We start from the raw sequence: 15,172 nt of genomic DNA, 5'->3' as shown, positions 1-15,172 counted from the left end.
CTCCCTCCAGTATTTAATATACATTAAAAAAAAAATTAAGTCAAGTTAATTTTTAAAAAATTTAATAAAATAACAATAAAATGAAAGATACAAGAAATTTATTTTTGATTGCATTCCCTAGATTTTTTTGCTAAGCTAGGAATAAGTGAAAATATGAAAGCGAGAACAAGATGACACGTTATCAAGACGATTTTTATGACGCTATTAATGGCGAATGGGAAAAAACAGCTGTCATTCCAGCTGATAAATCTCGAACAGGTGGTTTTATTGACCTTGACGAGGAAATTGAAGATTTGATGCTAGCGACTACGGACAAGTGGTTGGCAGGTGAGGATGTCCCAGAGGATGCTATCCTCGCAAACTTTGTTAAGTACCATCGCATGGTACGTAATTTTGACAAGAGAGAAGCAGATGGGATCAAGCCTGTCCTTCCTCTACTCAAGGAATATCAAGATTTGGAGAGTTTTGCAGATTTTACCAGCAAACTGGCAGAGTTTGAACTAGCTGGTAAGCCAAATTTTCTTCCTTTTGGTGTTTCACCAGACTTTATGGATGCCAGAACCAATGTTCTCTGGGCTAGTGCACCAGGAACAATCTTGCCAGATACAACCTACTATGCTGAAGACCATCCTCAGCGTGAGGAACTCTTGACTCTTTGGAAGGAAAGTACTGCGAATCTTCTCAAAGCCTATGATTTTTCAGATGAGGAAATCGAAGACTTACTAGAGAAACGATTGGAATTGGACCGTCGCATTGCGGCTGTGGTGCTTTCTAACGAAGAAAGTTCAGAATATGCCAAACTCTACCATCCATACGCTTATGAAGATTTCAAGAAATTTGTCCCTGCCCTACCTTTGGATGATTTCTTCCAAGCAGTTCTTGGACAAACTCCAGATAAGGTTATCGTAGATGAGGAACGTTTCTGGCAAGCAGCAGATCAATTCTATAGTGAAGAAGCGTGGCCTCTACTCAAAGCAACCTTGATTTTAGCTGTGGTCAATCTTTCAACAAGCTACCTCACAGATGAGATTCGTGTCCTGTCAGGTGCCTATGGTCGTGCCCTTTCAGGTGTTCCAGAAGCTCAGGGCAAGGTCAAGGCGGCTTATCACTTGGCCCAAGGTCCTTTTAAGCAGGCTCTGGGTCTCTGGTATGCGCATGAAAAATTCTCCCCAGAAGCTAAGGCAGACGTAGAGAAAAAAGTAGCGACTATGATTGACGTTTATAAGGAACGCTTGGCCAAGAACGACTGGCTCACGCCTGAAACACGAGATAAGGCCATTGTCAAACTCAATGTCATCAAGCCTTATATCGGTTATCCAGAGGAATTGCCGGAGCGCTACAAGGACAAGGTAGTGGACGAAACTGCCAGTCTCTTTGAGAATGCCCTAGCCTTTGCGCGTGTGGAAATCAAGCACAGCTGGAGCAAGTGGAACCAACCAGTTGACTACAAGGAGTGGGGAATGCCAGCTCACATGGTTAATGCCTACTACAATCCTCAGAAAAACTTGATTGTCTTCCCAGCGGCTATTTTACAGGCTCCATTCTATGATTTGCATCAGTCGTCTTCGGCTAACTACGGTGGTATTGGTGCTGTTATTGCCCATGAGATTTCTCATGCCTTTGACACAAATGGTGCTTCCTTTGATGAAAATGGTAGTCTCAAGGATTGGTGGACAGAGAGTGACTATGCCGCCTTTAAAGAAAAAACGCAGAAAGTTATCGACCAATTTGATGGCCAAGAATCTTACGGCGCAAGGATCAACGGAAAACTAACCGTATCAGAAAACGTTGCCGACTTGGGAGGAATTGCTGCAGCCCTTGAAGCTGCCAAGAGAGAACCAGACTTCTCTGCTGAAGAATTCTTCCACAACTTTGCTCGTATCTGGCGTATGAAAGGCCGTCCGGAGCTGATGAAACTCATGGCCAGTGTCGATGTCCACGCGCCAGCTAAGCTCCGTGTCAATGTTCAAGTACCAAACTTCGATGACTTCTTTACAACTTATGATGTCAAAGAAGGTGACGGTATGTGGCGTTCACCAGAGGACCGTGTGATTATTTGGTAAGACAAAAACCAAGGATAGCATCCTTGGTTTTTTTGCTTACTAGAAAAAGGGATTAAAAGTCTTTTCGTGAGCGATAGTCGTAGCTGGACCATGGCCGGGGTAGACGTCGTAGTTAGGAAGAGTGAAGAGTTGAGTCTGAATGCTATGGAGGAGTTGTTCCATACTACCAGTAGGGAGGTCGGTCCGTCCGATGGTTTCGCGGAAAAGAGCATCTCCAGTCAAGACTAGATGGGCATCAGGAAAGACTAGGGAAACACCACCGATAGAGTGGCCTGGGGTTGGTAGGGCAGTAAAACGGAATTCTTCAAGCTGGTATTCTTCATGAAAAACAAAGGTGTGCTCAGCAGGTTTTGAGACCACATCTTCCATGTCATCATGTCGAGGGAGACCAGAGAGATTATCTACAGGTGTATAAAGCCAAGATGCTTCACTCTCTGCTACATAAACTGGAGGATTTCCAAAAGTCTCACGCACCAAGTCGAGACTCATAATATGGTCGTAGTGGGTGTGGGTCAGCAGAATCGCGCAGACTGGTTTGTTGATTTTCTCGATGGTCTTGCGGATGGCTTCCCAATGGCTACCAGGATCGACCACAATCAGGTGTTGGTCTCCCTCTATGTAGTAGGTGTTTTCATAGGCAACAGGATTGACAGTTTTATGGATTTTCATAGGATTTCCTCTTTTAAAGAATGTGCTGATATCAGTATAACACAGAAGAGAAGTCTTAGGGTATCAGAAAGTCTTTTCATACCTTAACGATTTTTCCATGCTTGGTAGCGAGTATCAATCAAGAGTTGGGTTAGTCGTCCCATGGTTTCTCTTTCTTCGGGAGTGAGGGATTGGGCTTGGACAAAGAGATGATGAATGTGTTCAATGACCTTGAAGGAAGAGAGGTCGTTGATAGAGGAGATGCCTGCATCGAGAATGATTCCAAAAAAGAGGTCAAAGTAGAGCTGCAGTTCCGTATCAGGGACCGTTTCAACCCATTCCTTGAAGGTAGTATCGACTTGCTGGCTGTCACTATTTGTCTCGTCTAGTTGGACAAAGTGTTTGCCTTCAACCTGCCAACTAAAGGTGTCATGCTGGGCAAGGCCACCTAGGGCGGTGCTTCGAACGACGATTTTTTTATCCGGAATTTCCAGCATCATCCCGATGATAGACCCTTGTGGGATAAATACTTTCGTTCTTTCCATCATGTTTTGATAGCCTGGTGTTTTGGTTAGTTCCTTGTGAAGTCCAGGTGCATCAAAAGTATAGACAGAGATAATGTTTTTCTGCAAGTTTGGATCAAGTTGACTGGCAGCATAGACAGCTAAATTGCCCCCTTTTGAGTGTCCTGCTAGGATAACCTTTTGGTTGGGGTGTTGAGCAAAAAAATTCTCTAAATACTGGAGGGCATGTTTTTGAGCAGGGATTTCCTTCATATAGGTCATATGGAAATCTTCTTTCCAACCAATGATACTATCATCCGTTCCGCGAAAAACAAGCAAATAGGTATCGAGACTGATACGATAAGTCATGGCTGCAAACTGTTTTTGCAATTCAGGATCAATATCGTTGATAAAGTCTGAGAGCTTGCAATTTTTAAAGCGTTTGTGTTGAGCGAGTTGATCCAATAACTGGAGGCGGTTCTTATTGGTCAACATAGTTGTTTCTCTAGGGATTTGAGGTGCAAGATCTATGAGACGCTTTGGTTCTTGGGTGACTACATTATCAAAAGGAAGATAGGTTAATTCGGTCAAGGCAAGAACATCTAACTCGTTCACGGGAAGGTCATAAAAGGAATCGAAGACTACATCGTTAAGATAGTCAAAAATATTGGCCATAAAAGCTCCTTTCTCTATGTTTATCCTATCACATTTACTTAGAATTAGCTAGTAGGCTTGTTCGAATGACCTAGTAGGGTTTGATTCAGATACATAGAAGACAGGCTGCTCCTATTTCAAACCTCTAAACGAGCTTATTTGAATATTTTTGCTATCGATTCCATTTTCCTTTAAAAATTTCTTCATCTCATTTACATCATCAGGCTGACCTGTGATGAGATAGCTGGCTTGATTGCCGTATTCATCAATAGCACGTTTTAAAAATTCTTGACTTTGAGAAAGTTCATCGCTAGTTTTATAAGTAAAATTAGATGTTTTTTGAGCCAGTTCTTTCATCTCATTATCGAAAATAGTAACTCCTTTGTCAAAATGGTTGAGAATAATCGGACATTTACCAGCCCATTCTTTGATAAGGGGGCGTAGAGCAGAAATGCCGACATCAGATGCAAAGCAAACTAGTGGCTGATTCATATCTTTAACGGTCAAAGAGGAATCCAGCCAACTCATCTCAATCTCACTGCCAGCCGGTAAATGTGTCAAGGTGTTCTTAAAGTTGCTACCACTATTATGAGTTAAAATGAGGATTTCATCTTCATCAGGTGTGGAGGCAATGGTTAGCCATCGACTGGATTGATTCCCTTTATCTTCATTTTTTCTAGTAGTAGACGACGTATCAGGGAGTGTGAACTTAGCATAAGCCCCAGCTTTCCAGATTTGCTGACTCGGTTTTGTGATATGAATTAAATACAAATCTCCGCTGGGGTTTTCGATGGATTTTATCGATAATGTCTGGCTTCGTCCAAGATAAGCGATGGCACCCCAAGTTATAATACATAGCGCTCCAAGTGTTGATAGAATGATAATAAACATTTTTTTACCTCTTTTCATTTTTTATGACTCCTATTCTTAATTTTATGAATGAACTAGAAAATAATTCATTCATATTTTTCCAAAAAATAAAGAAATCCATTCTTTATTTTAGAATTCCTTTAATGAAGTTGGTTGCAAGTATTTCAACAGTTTTGCCAATATCTGGAAAATCTTTTTCCGTGATATGCATATCCATGTAGTAAAACAGATTATAAACCTGTAAGATATCTTGAATCTTTTCTGGCGAGTACCCTTCAGCCTGCATACGATTTGTAAAAGTTTTAACTAGAAACTGATGAAATGGATTTGCGACTTTGCCTTCTTCCGAGGAATAGTAGCTGTGCAACTCATCTGCGATGGCAGGATTGTACCATTCTGCAAGGATTTTATTGGAAGAAACGAGAGTTCTGGACTGAGCAAAGAGTTGACCAATGAGGTCGGTCATGTCAATTTCCCAATCCAGTTCTTCGATCATAGCTTGGCGAACACGGTTGTTTTCATCTATATAGATGTCTAGAAAAATGGCTTCTTTACTCTCGTAATAGTTATAAAAAGAACCAACTGCAACACCAGCTTGCCTAGCAATTTCTGAAATTCCTGTTGCCTTGTAACCTTTTTTCGAAAAAACTTCATAGGCTGCTGTCTTTAAAGATTGTTTTTTGTCCAATATGATTTAGTCTCCTTTGTTTTATGAATGAATAAACCGATTTGTTCATTCATATTCTAACAAATCATGGCTAGATTGTCAATAAGAAGGCTAGATCTATTAAATAAGTGAAAGAAACGCTAACCAAATGAGCACAAAAAGGAAAATATAGGATAAGGCTGGAACTATAATTAAAAATAAGGTATGATATCAGTGGGAATGTTCTCTATTTAGCATCTGTTTTCTGATCTGGATTTGGGAAATAGGCTGCTAAACAGTATGAGACACTGATCCGTAGATCTGATATGAAGGGTTTTGATACTTTGAGAAATAGCAAAGGAGGAGCGCATGCACAAGATTTTACTAGTAGAAGATGACCAAGTCATTCGGCAACAAGTGGGGAAACTGCTCTCTGAGTGGGGATTTGAGGTCGTTTTGGTAGAGGATTTTATGGAGGTATTGAGCCTTTTTGTTCAGTCAGAACCTCATTTGGTCCTCATGGATATTGGTCTGCCTCTTTTTAATGGTTACCACTGGTGTCAGGAGATTCGCAAGATTTCCAAAGTGCCCATCATGTTTTTGTCTTCGAGAGACCAAGCGATGGATATCGTCATGGCGATCAATATGGGAGCTGATGACTTTGTGACCAAGCCTTTTGACCAGCAGGTGCTTCTTGCCAAGGTTCAGGGCTTGTTGCGCCGTTCTTACGAATTTGGCCGAGATGAAAGTTTGCTGGAGTATGCGGGTGTGATCCTCAATACCAAGTCTATGGATCTGCACTATCAGGGGGAAATCCTGAGTTTGACTAAGAATGAATTTCAAATTTTGCGGGTCTTGTTTGAACATGCAGGCAATATCGTGGCGCGTGATGACCTGATGCGAGAGCTTTGGAATAGCGACTTTTTCATCGACGACAATACCCTGTCTGTCAATGTTGCTCGTTTGCGTAAAAAGCTGGAGGAGCAAGGTTTAGCAGGGTTTATCGAAACCAAGAAAGGGATAGGATACGGACTGAAACATGCTTGATTGGAAATCATTTTTTCTAGCCTATCTGCGTTCTCGTAGTCGCATCTTTGTCTATATTTTTTCATTGGGCTTTCTCGTCCTTCTCTTTCAGTTTTTATTTGCTAGTCTAGGAACTTATTTTCTTTATTTCTTTCTGCTCAGTAGTTTTTTGACCTTCTTATTTTTGGCTTGGGATATTTTTGCAGAAGCTCAGGTTTACCGTCAGGAAGTGCTCTATGCTGAGAGAGACCCCAAGTCTCCTCTGGAATGTGCGCTAGCAGAAAAGCTCGAAGAGCGTGAGTCTGAATTGTATCAAAAGAAGTCGGAAGCGCAGAGCAAGCTGACGGATTTGCTGGACTACTACACCTTGTGGGTTCACCAAATCAAGACCCCCATTGCGGCAAGCCGTCTCTTGGTAGCAGAAGTTTCTGATCGTGAGGTCAAGCAGCAACTGGAACAGGAAATCTTTAAGATTGACTCCTATACCAATCTGGTGTTGCAGTATCTTCGTTTAGAGAGCTTCCATGATGATTTGGTATTTGAAAAGGTTCAAGTGGAGGATCTGGTGAAGGAAGTGGTTCGCAAGTATGCTCTTTTCTTTATCCAGAAGGGGTTGACGGTCAATCTGCATGACCTTGACAAAATCATCGTGACCGATAAGAAGTGGTTGTTGGTCGTCATTGAACAAATCCTCTCAAACAGCCTCAAATACACCAGGGAAGGCGGTTTGGAGATTTATATGGAGGGCCAGGAGCTTTGTATCAAGGATACGGGAATCGGGATAAAAAATAGCGATGTACTCCGAGTCTTTGAACGTGGCTTTTCAGGCTACAATGGGCGTTTGACCCAGCAGTCATCTGGACTGGGTCTCTACCTATCTAAGAAAATTTCTGAAGAACTGGGCCACCAGATTCGTATTGAGTCTGAGGTTGGGGCAGGAACAACAGTACGTATCAAATTCGCTGAAGTGAAGCTCGTTATTGAGTAAAAAGAGATGAGAAAAAGCCTCCGATTGGAGGCTTTTGTGCTAGGTTTTTATTTTTCAACGCGTGATTTATTTGCAATGTCAGCAAGGATAGCTTGGACAAAGTCATCAACTGAGACAGTTTGTGTTTCTTTTTGTCCATAGCGACGAACATTGACAGTTCCGTCTTCCATTTCCTTGTCGCCAACGATTAATTGGTAAGGAATCTTGCTGGTTTGTGAAGCACGGATCTTGAATTGCATTTTTTCATTGCGCTCATCTACGTCTGCACGGACACCATGGTCACGGAGTTTCTTAGCCACTTCCCAAGCGTAATCCACATGTTTTTCGTTAGAAACTGGGATAAGGGTTACTTGGTGTGGTGCAAGCCATGTTGGGAAGGCACCCTTGTAGTTCTCAATCAAGATAGCTGTAAAGCGTTCCATAGTTGAGATAACCCCACGGTGGATCATAACTGGACGGTGTTCTTCACCATCAGCCCCGATGTATTTAAGGTCAAAGCGTTCTGGAAGCAAGAAGTCAAGCTGGATTGTTGAAAGTGTTTCTTCTTTACCAAGGGCAGTTTTAACCTGGATATCCAATTTTGGTCCGTAGAAGGCTGCTTCACCCTCAGCTTCAAAGTAGTCAACACCCATTTCATCAAGAGCTGCACGAAGCATAGTTTGGGCATTTTCCCACATCTCATCGTTGTCAAAGTACTTGTGAGTATCTTGAGGGTCACGAAGAGAGAGACGGAAGCGGTATTCAGTCAAGTTGAAGTCTTCATAAACATCGATAATCAACTGAAGGGCACGTTGGAATTCTTCTTGGATTTGTTCTGGAGTAACAAAGAGGTGACCGTCGTTGAGTGACATTTCACGTACACGTTGAAGACCAGTTAAGGCACCAGATTTTTCGTAACGGTGCATCATTCCGATTTCAGCGATACGGATTGGCAATTCGCGGTAAGAGTGAACATGGTGTTTGTAGACTTGGATGTGGTGTGGGCAGTTCATTGGGCGAAGGACAAATTCTTCACCGTCACCCATATCCATGGTTGGGAACATGTCTTCTTGGTAATGATCCCAGTGACCAGAAGTCTTGTAAAGTTCAACAGAAGCAAGTGGTGGAGTGTAGACGTGTTGGTAACCAGAAGCCAACTCCTTGTCGACAATGTAGCGTTCCAATTCACGACGGATAGTCGCACCATTTGGCAACCAGAATGGCAGTCCTTGACCAACTTCTTGTGAAATCATGAAGAGGTCAAGCTCTTTACCAAGTTTGCGGTGGTCACGTTCTTTGGCTTCTTCACGCATTTGAAGGTAGTTCTTCAAGTCTTTCTTGTCAAACCAAGCTGTTCCGTAGATCCGTTGCATCATAGCATTGTCGCTATTTCCACGCCAGTAAGCACCAGCTACATGGAGAAGGTGGAAGATTTGGATGCGACCTGTTGACGGAACGTGTGGGCCACGGCAAAGGTCCACGTATTCACCCTGACGGTAGATAGTCAATCCACCTTCGTCTTCAGAGTGTTCTTCAATCAATTCCAACTTGTAAGGGTCGTTCTTGAAGATTTCACGTGCTTCGTCCTTGGTAACTTCCTCGCGAATAGATGGGAAGTTTTCTTTAACGATTTTTTTCATTTCTTCTTCGATACGAGGAAGGTCTTCGTTGGAGATTTGACCAGCAGTATTGTCGGTATCGTAGTAGAAACCATCCTCGATAGCTGGACCAACACCCAAGTGAATATCAGGGAAGAGGCGGCGTGCTGCTTGGGCGAACAAGTGTGCTGCTGAGTGACGCAAGATTGGAAGAGCATCTTCATGATCAGGTGTCACGATTTCGATGCTTCCATCTTCAGTGATAGCACGAGTCGTGTCGATGAGTTTGCCGTTGAATTTACCAGCCAAGGCTTTTTTAGCTAGGGAATTGCTGATAGATTGGGCAATTTCAAAAGTTGTTACGCCAGATTCGAATTCACGAACAGCGCCATCTGGGAAAGTAATCTTAATCATGGTTTTCTCCTTAAATATTTATCATATTTTATAACTGAGGTTTGAAGAACTGGAAAACTAGCTATCAACAAAGAATGATAACAATCGATTTGCTAAATCAATCTCATTTTAACTTTTTCAGTCTGAAAATAAAGAAAAGAGTAGAAATACATAGATAGCATACCAAAGAAAGGATTAGAGACAAGTATTGTTCATCAGTCATCTCACCTTCCATGTAAATCCTTAGTGGATAGTTTCTTATAGCATTAACCAAATAAATACCAGCGGTTAGGCTTAGAAAATATCCTGATAGGATGAGTTTCTTTTTCTTAAAAAACATTAAGATACCAAGGAAAGGAGCAAGAAATGGTAAAAGAGGAACAAATGCAAAAAATGAAAAGACAACAATGTACTCCAATCCCCATAGACTGAGAGTTTTCATTAGCCATACATAGACTATAAGGAAGGCACAGGGAATCACCCAAGACAATGATTTATTCATATCAACCTCCATCTTCTTTTCTTAGCTATGTTTCATTTAACCTGGCAATATCTCTATTCTTCAAACAAAAAACGACATCCTCGAAAGGACGTCGTAACGTGGTTCCACCTTCATTTATGCAGGTCAAAAAGACCTACACCTCTGATTGGCTTTAACGTGGCCACCGTTTTATGTTTTCATAAAAGTCAGTAGAGTAGTATCAGTTTAGACTCTCTATGCGTTTCCAGCAACCACGCACTCTCTAGTAGAAAGGGACTAAGTGACTTGTCTCTATGCATTATTATAGCATGATTGCGAGAATTTTCAAGGATTTTGTGAAAGTTTTTTATTTTTTCCGTGCTGGAGGATGTATTTAATACCTGAACCTGAAGCCATACCAAGTAGGGCAAAGAGTTCATAAGCTAGGAAATAAACGAGAATGAATTCATTGAAAGTGATGATGGTAAAGCAATAGAGAAGAGCAATACCGAGCAGCCACCACAGTGAGAATTGGAAACGGTAGCTATAAAGAAGGGACACGATGAAGGTTGCCAAGGGTGAAAAGAGGATGATGTTATAAATGTAAAGCCCTTTCAGCGTATAAGGATCAGATATCAGCAGCAAAAGCAACTCATAGAGGGGCCAGTAAAAGAAGAAAATGACAAGGCAGTAGGGGATATACTTAAGATATTTCCGCATGGCAATAGTCCTCCAATCTGCAAAAATTGAGAGATGTTGAAGACCACATGATCCTAAATGAAGGGGAACTCTCTACCTACATTATAGCACGATTTGCAACCCCTTACAAGGTGCTATGATAGGCAGAAATAATAAGCTTTATGAATTTTTTTGTTATAATACTAGCATAAGAAGTAAGAAAAATTGAGGAGAAAGAATGACGAAAATAGCAGTTCTTTCAGACATACATGGGAATACAAGCGCCTTGGAAGCTGTAATGGCTGATGCAAAAGCGGAAACGGTAGATGAGTACTGGCTTTTGGGGGATATTCTTATGCCTGGAACAGGACGTAGAAGGATATTGGGCCTATTAGCTAGCTTGCCCATCACAGTAAGAGTTCTGGGTAATTGGGAGGATAGTCTCTGGCGTGGTTTGCATCGCAAGCTAGATCTAACAAAAGCTAGTCATCGTTATCTCCTGCGCCAATGCCAGTATATCTTAGAAGAGATTAGCCCTGAAGAAATCGAAGACCTCCACAATCAACCCATGCAAGTTCATCGTCGGTTCGGTGATTTGACGGTAGGAATCACTCACCATCTCCCTGATAAAAACTGGGGTAGAGAGTTGATTCATACGGGAAAACAAGAAGATTTTGATAGATTAGTGACGGAACCGCATGCCTCTATCGCAGTATATGGGCATATTCACCAGCAGTTGCTTCGTTACGGAAGTGATGGGCAGTTGATTCTCAATCCAGGATCGATTGGGCAACCCTTCTTTTTAGATGCGAAGTTGCGTAAGGACCTGCGCGCCCAGTATATGATTTTAGAATTTGATGAAGCAGGTTTGTCTGATGTTGATTTTCGTCGAGTGGATTATGACGTAGAGGCTGAATTGCAGTTGGCTAAGGACTTGAAGCTCCCCTATTTTCAGGTCTATTATGAAAGTTTGGTAAATGGGATTCATCATACTCATAATCAGGAACTTCTGTATGAAATTGCTCAAGAACAGGGGCATGATGCCGAGTTAGATGCGTGGTTGGATGGTGGTAATAATTGACATTACAACGTAAAAGGGTATAATGGGTATCAGATAGGATGTGAAAGGAGAAAAAGATGCAAATTTCAAGCCGATTTACCATTGCGATTCATATGTTGATTATCATCGCTCTAGAAGGGAAGGAAACAAAAGTTACCAGTGATTTTTTGGCTGCTAGTGTTGGGGTCAATCCGGTCATTATTCGTAAAACCTTGTCCCAACTCAAAAATGCTGAACTGATATCGGTTGCGCGTGGAACAGGTGGCACCGAGATTATCAAAGACTTACAAGATATTAGTCTTTTTGATGTTTATCAGGCAGTCGAATGTTTAGGAAAATCTGGTAAACTCTTTAGTTTCCATGACAATCCCAACCCCAACTGTCCAGTAGGGGCCAATATTCATGAAGTTTTAGATCAAAAACTACTAGATATTCAAGAAGCGATGGAAAACCAGCTTCGTCAGACGAGTCTGGCTCAGATTGTGGCAGATGCTCAGGATAAAATGACAAAGTAAGAGGGCTAGAGTCCTCTTTTTCTATTGCTATAATTATGGTACAATGTAGTCATCAAAGGAGAAAACTATGTACTTTATTACAGGATTTTTCGTCCTACTTTTTCTGATTTCATTTTTTAGGGACAATCGCAGTCTCTGGAATCCAGCTCTCTTGCTTTTATCTCTGCTCTTTTCTTACCTGTCTATTGCCAATCTTTTTTATGAAGCTGGACAGGAAGAAGTGCACATGATTTTCTTTGCAGGGATTTTTCTTCTGCTGCCTCTTTTAGTTTTTCTAAGTGGCTTTTTCCTGATTTATAATGGATTTGTGTTATTGAAGAAAGAAGGGAAATCCAAGGCAAATTATTTGTCTCTGGGACTAGGGTGTATGATTCTGTTCTTTTTTGTGATCATGGCTATCCGAATGAGCGATACCAAGGGCTTGTTCTACACCAATCATCTAGTGAATATTATCTTTTTCTTTTTGATTTATTCGTATTTGATTTTTGGTTTTGCCTTTGCAGGATTTCTGCTTTATTCTATTTTGTATCTTTTCATTCCTAAGAAAAAATATTATGATTTTATCATCATTCACGGAGCAGGCTTGTTGAATGGAGAAAAAGTGACCCCCTTACTGAAGAGTCGCATTGACAAGGCAGTAGAAGCTTATCACCAGTCTCTCAATCCCAATGTTAAAATCATCGCAAGTGGTGGTCGAGGTGGGGATGAGAAGATTTCCGAAGCTCAGGCAATTTGTAATTATTTGATGGAAGAGACGGATGTTCCGAGAGAAGCGATTCTCCTAGAGGAAGACTCAACGACGACCTATGAGAATCTTCTCTTCTCAAAAGAAATGGGAGAGAAACTGGTGACAAGTCCACGTTTTCTCTTTGTGACCAATGACTATCATGTTTTTCGGACAAGTACCTATGCTAGACAACTCCGTATGAAAGGAGATGGCTTGGGTTGTCGGACAGCTGGTTATTATATTCCCTCAGCCTTTATCCGTGAGTATGTAGCTCTTTGTGTAAAAATGAAATGGCTCTTTGTTGCCTTTTATATTTTATTAATTTTAGCTCTGATTTTCTCTTATAGAGGTGTTCTATGGTAATATGTAAAATTCATATTGTAATTCTTGTTAGAATCTCTAAAAAATCTTGTAGTAACCCTAAGGGCAAAATTGTCACTAGTAATGAAAGAGCAGGGTAAGTGATTGTTAGTGCGGTTTTTGTAACGACTTCATGATTGCTCGTCAATCAATTGAACAATTTCTAACCTAGTTGCAGATTTTCAGAGAGAGTCAAAAATAGGCAACTGAATATGAGTAGACTAGAATTTTACAGTCAACAACAAATAAAAATGTGAACAGCAACAGAGGTTCACATTTTCTTTTTGGTCTATGGCAAAATGGCTTTTAGTTCCTTCAGGATAGTTTGCAAGGTTACGATCGCTTGTTCTCCTTGTTGTGGTTGGTAGAGTAGTTGGAAATACTTGTGAATAGTTTCTTCAAATTGCTTAGGGAGGAGAGTACAATGGGCCTTTGCGTACTCCAACATTCGTTTTTCACCAGGATGGGTTTGCTCATTGAGCGCAAATAACAAGTCAAAGTAGGAAGCAAAAAATTCACTTGTACGATGATTCATACTGAGAAAATCTTGGCGTTTGATAGCTTTTTCTATTTGGTGAGAGAAGGCAGGCATGGCCTGGTCTAGCAAAAGGAGTTGCCTTTCAATGATATGTTTTTTAAGTTCCTGAGGATAGGGAATCTGGTAAGTCTTTTGGAGCGAAGCATAGCGTCCATTCGGGTCGTATAGAATCTTGCTGTGGAGTAGATTATGCCACATGCAGGTTGTATAAGCGTTTTGAGCTTTGTGTTGAAAAACGGTTGAGTTCAGTTCTTGTTCAAACGACTCCAGCGAACGATAAATCAACTCGATTTGGATACCGTTGTTTAGTACACAGTCGTCCTCTAATTCCCAAAACTGGTTTCCAATTTCCATATAGGAGCAATAGTTGCTAAGAATGATTTGACGAGTTTTTTCGTCAATAGGTGAGTTAAGATAGACATAGACATCATAGTCAGAATTTTGATCGTAGGCTTGTCCTGCACGTGAACCACCAAGAGCGATAGCTTCTACTTGCTTCAGTTGAGAAAATTCTTTGCAAAGTTCTTGAATCATTACTTTTCTCCTTTTTTATTTTACGATTTTAAATGTGTTGTTAATTCCAGTAAATTACCTTCGGGATCAGATACAACTGCTTCATAGTACCCATCACCAGTTGTTCTTGGACCGGATTGAATAGAAAAACCATCTTTTTCAAAGCGTTTTGCAAATGCATCAACATCCGCTTTGTCTCCTACAGCAATAGCTAAATGGTAAAATCCAAAACTATTTTTATTCTTTTCTACAATATCTGGGCGATGACAAAGTTCTAGACGTGCACCATTTTTAAAATTCAAAAAGTAAGATGAGAATTCTGTTTTAGGATTATAATATTTTTTCGTTGCAACGGCATTAAAGTATTTCTCATAAAAAGATTTCATTTTTTCTAAGTCATTTACCCAAACACCTACGTGTTCAATAGAGATTGTCATTATGTTATCCTTTCTTGTTAAATTATAGTTATCTTTGATAAAATATCAAACGATAAGATAAAATGGAATAAAGAGTGAAGTCAATACAACAGAGTATATAGATGCCTTAAGAATTGAATATAGTCAGAAGCGCTTTTTTCAATTTTTCCCTTTGTAGAAAATATGTTCTATCGAGTGTCTTCTTTGAGCTATAAAAAGCAAAGAAATCACGACAATGTCCACGACAATAAAATCTTAAAGGGAACCAGTACTTGTTCAAGAGTATAGTGGTATTTCCCGTCAGATTGATAATCCTTTTCCTAGATACTAGCAGATACCGCCAATGCGATTTTTCTATCTTCTAATTAATCTCCTCCATTTTTACCAAAGAACCAACTACAAATTAATATAGCGTCTATCCATTTTTTTAATAACGACGGACTAGAGAAATTAAATATAGGAGATTGAAAAACTAAGTTTTAATGTGATTCAACTAATGTTTACTCTCTTTATATAATTCGTGAATTGTATATTCTT

The 15,172-nt window shown here is 40.6% G+C and carries 15 protein-coding genes and 1 pseudogene; 6 read left to right on the top strand and 10 right to left on the bottom strand.

All coding sequences use genetic code 11. From position 1 onward, the window contains the following. The first annotated feature begins 170 nt into the window (after window positions 1-170). Window positions 171-2,063 carry a M13 family metallopeptidase gene (locus tag D8805_RS06565; RefSeq protein WP_125416328.1) on the top strand — a complete coding sequence of 631 codons (1,893 nt, stop codon included), beginning with the start codon at window positions 171-173 and terminating at the stop codon, window positions 2,061-2,063. A 39-nt stretch (window positions 2,064-2,102) separates the two neighbouring features. Here the strand turns inward: D8805_RS06565 and D8805_RS06560 are convergent, their stop codons facing one another. The 4 genes from D8805_RS06560 to D8805_RS06545 all read right to left on the bottom strand — a co-directional run bounded on the left by D8805_RS06560 (window position 2,103) and on the right by D8805_RS06545 (window position 5,432). After that, the gene (locus tag D8805_RS06560; RefSeq protein WP_125416326.1) at window positions 2,103-2,732 is read right to left on the bottom strand and encodes an MBL fold metallo-hydrolase; all 630 of its coding nucleotides are present in this window, start codon (window positions 2,730-2,732) and stop codon (window positions 2,103-2,105) included. An 83-nt stretch (window positions 2,733-2,815) separates the two neighbouring features. Further along, on the bottom strand, window positions 2,816-3,889 hold the full coding sequence (locus D8805_RS06555; RefSeq protein WP_125416324.1) for a DUF2974 domain-containing protein: 1,074 nt from the start codon (window positions 3,887-3,889) through the stop codon (window positions 2,816-2,818). 111 nt (window positions 3,890-4,000) lie between these two features. Beyond that, window positions 4,001-4,777, bottom strand: a complete 777-nt coding sequence (locus D8805_RS06550; RefSeq protein ID WP_125416322.1) for a ferredoxin reductase domain-containing protein — start codon at window positions 4,775-4,777, stop codon at window positions 4,001-4,003. Window positions 4,778-4,862: 85 nt separating this feature from the next. Continuing rightward, window positions 4,863-5,432 (bottom strand): TetR/AcrR family transcriptional regulator, encoded by a 570-nt coding sequence (locus tag D8805_RS06545; RefSeq protein ID WP_125416320.1) that lies wholly within the window; start codon window positions 5,430-5,432, stop codon window positions 4,863-4,865. A gap of 321 nt (window positions 5,433-5,753) precedes the next feature. On the opposite strand from D8805_RS06545, the gene D8805_RS06540 reads away from it, so the two are divergent. Both D8805_RS06540 and D8805_RS06535 read left to right on the top strand, forming a co-directional pair. Continuing rightward, on the top strand, window positions 5,754-6,431 hold the full coding sequence (locus D8805_RS06540; RefSeq protein ID WP_084975784.1) for a response regulator transcription factor: 678 nt from the start codon (window positions 5,754-5,756) through the stop codon (window positions 6,429-6,431). Then, window positions 6,424-7,398, top strand: coding sequence for a sensor histidine kinase (locus tag D8805_RS06535; RefSeq protein ID WP_125416318.1), 975 nt, complete (start codon window positions 6,424-6,426; stop codon window positions 7,396-7,398). Before D8805_RS06540 ends, D8805_RS06535 begins: the two co-directional genes overlap by 8 nt. A 47-nt stretch (window positions 7,399-7,445) precedes the next feature. On the opposite strand, the gene thrS is transcribed toward D8805_RS06535, so the two are convergent. The 3 genes from thrS to D8805_RS10145 form a co-directional block, all read right to left on the bottom strand. Beyond that, window positions 7,446-9,389, bottom strand: coding sequence for a threonine--tRNA ligase (gene thrS / locus D8805_RS06530; protein ID WP_125416316.1), 1,944 nt, complete (start codon window positions 9,387-9,389; stop codon window positions 7,446-7,448). Window positions 9,390-9,492: 103 nt separating this feature from the next. Continuing rightward, window positions 9,493-9,870, bottom strand: coding sequence for a hypothetical protein (locus tag D8805_RS06525; protein WP_223326175.1), 378 nt, complete (start codon window positions 9,868-9,870; stop codon window positions 9,493-9,495). Between the two features lie 303 nt (window positions 9,871-10,173). Continuing rightward, window positions 10,174-10,548 carry a hypothetical protein gene (locus tag D8805_RS10145; RefSeq protein WP_185774578.1) on the bottom strand — a complete coding sequence of 125 codons (375 nt, stop codon included), beginning with the start codon at window positions 10,546-10,548 and terminating at the stop codon, window positions 10,174-10,176. Between the two features lie 196 nt (window positions 10,549-10,744). On the opposite strand from D8805_RS10145, the gene D8805_RS06510 reads away from it, so the two are divergent. The 3 genes from D8805_RS06510 to D8805_RS06500 all read left to right on the top strand — a co-directional run bounded on the left by D8805_RS06510 (window position 10,745) and on the right by D8805_RS06500 (window position 13,171). Then, a complete protein-coding gene (locus D8805_RS06510) occupies window positions 10,745-11,587 on the top strand; it encodes a metallophosphoesterase family protein (RefSeq protein WP_125416314.1) in 843 nt (280 codons plus the stop codon). Window positions 11,588-11,643: 56 nt separating this feature from the next. Beyond that, window positions 11,644-12,081 (top strand): Rrf2 family transcriptional regulator, encoded by a 438-nt coding sequence (locus D8805_RS06505; RefSeq protein WP_125416312.1) that lies wholly within the window; start codon window positions 11,644-11,646, stop codon window positions 12,079-12,081. 67 nt (window positions 12,082-12,148) lie between these two features. After that, window positions 12,149-13,171, top strand: a complete 1,023-nt coding sequence (locus D8805_RS06500) for a YdcF family protein (RefSeq protein WP_125416310.1) — start codon at window positions 12,149-12,151, stop codon at window positions 13,169-13,171. Between the two features lie 286 nt (window positions 13,172-13,457). Here the strand turns inward: D8805_RS06500 and D8805_RS06495 are convergent, their stop codons facing one another. The 3 genes and pseudogenes from D8805_RS06495 to D8805_RS10275 all read right to left on the bottom strand — a co-directional run. After that, window positions 13,458-14,240: a DUF4037 domain-containing protein gene (locus D8805_RS06495; RefSeq protein WP_125416308.1), complete on the bottom strand. Its 783-nt coding sequence runs from the start codon at window positions 14,238-14,240 to the stop codon at window positions 13,458-13,460. Between the two features lie 20 nt (window positions 14,241-14,260). Next, window positions 14,261-14,656, bottom strand: a complete 396-nt coding sequence (locus D8805_RS06490; protein WP_125416306.1) for a VOC family protein — start codon at window positions 14,654-14,656, stop codon at window positions 14,261-14,263. Between the two features lie 344 nt (window positions 14,657-15,000). Next, window positions 15,001-15,099: pseudogene (locus tag D8805_RS10275) on the bottom strand (NAD(P)H-dependent oxidoreductase); the annotation flags it as partial. Between the last annotated feature and the right edge of the window lie 73 nt (window positions 15,100-15,172).

The organism is Streptococcus oralis subsp. dentisani, assembly GCF_003944205.1.
GTDB classification, from domain to species: domain Bacteria; phylum Bacillota; class Bacilli; order Lactobacillales; family Streptococcaceae; genus Streptococcus; species Streptococcus oralis_BH.
Note: the sequence above shows the minus strand (reverse complement) of the source record. Positions and strands in the feature narration are given on the sequence as shown.

Coding starts and splice junctions, on each gene's coding strand:
- D8805_RS06490 (WP_125416306.1), bottom strand. CDS start 14,656: ATGACAATCTCTATTGAACACGTAGGTGTTTGGGTAAATGACTTAGAA.
- D8805_RS06500 (WP_125416310.1), top strand. CDS start 12,149: ATGTACTTTATTACAGGATTTTTCGTCCTACTTTTTCTGATTTCATTT.
- D8805_RS06535 (WP_125416318.1), top strand. CDS start 6,424: ATGCTTGATTGGAAATCATTTTTTCTAGCCTATCTGCGTTCTCGTAGT.
- D8805_RS10145 (WP_185774578.1), bottom strand. CDS start 10,548: ATGCGGAAATATCTTAAGTATATCCCCTACTGCCTTGTCATTTTCTTC.
- thrS (WP_125416316.1), bottom strand. CDS start 9,389: ATGATTAAGATTACTTTCCCAGATGGCGCTGTTCGTGAATTCGAATCT.
- D8805_RS06510 (WP_125416314.1), top strand. CDS start 10,745: ATGACGAAAATAGCAGTTCTTTCAGACATACATGGGAATACAAGCGCC.
- D8805_RS06525 (WP_223326175.1), bottom strand. CDS start 9,870: ATGAATAAATCATTGTCTTGGGTGATTCCCTGTGCCTTCCTTATAGTC.
- D8805_RS06550 (WP_125416322.1), bottom strand. CDS start 4,777: ATGAAAAGAGGTAAAAAAATGTTTATTATCATTCTATCAACACTTGGA.
- D8805_RS06555 (WP_125416324.1), bottom strand. CDS start 3,889: ATGGCCAATATTTTTGACTATCTTAACGATGTAGTCTTCGATTCCTTT.
- D8805_RS06505 (WP_125416312.1), top strand. CDS start 11,644: ATGCAAATTTCAAGCCGATTTACCATTGCGATTCATATGTTGATTATC.
- D8805_RS06540 (WP_084975784.1), top strand. CDS start 5,754: ATGCACAAGATTTTACTAGTAGAAGATGACCAAGTCATTCGGCAACAA.
- D8805_RS06565 (WP_125416328.1), top strand. CDS start 171: ATGACACGTTATCAAGACGATTTTTATGACGCTATTAATGGCGAATGG.
- D8805_RS06560 (WP_125416326.1), bottom strand. CDS start 2,732: ATGAAAATCCATAAAACTGTCAATCCTGTTGCCTATGAAAACACCTAC.
- D8805_RS06495 (WP_125416308.1), bottom strand. CDS start 14,240: ATGATTCAAGAACTTTGCAAAGAATTTTCTCAACTGAAGCAAGTAGAA.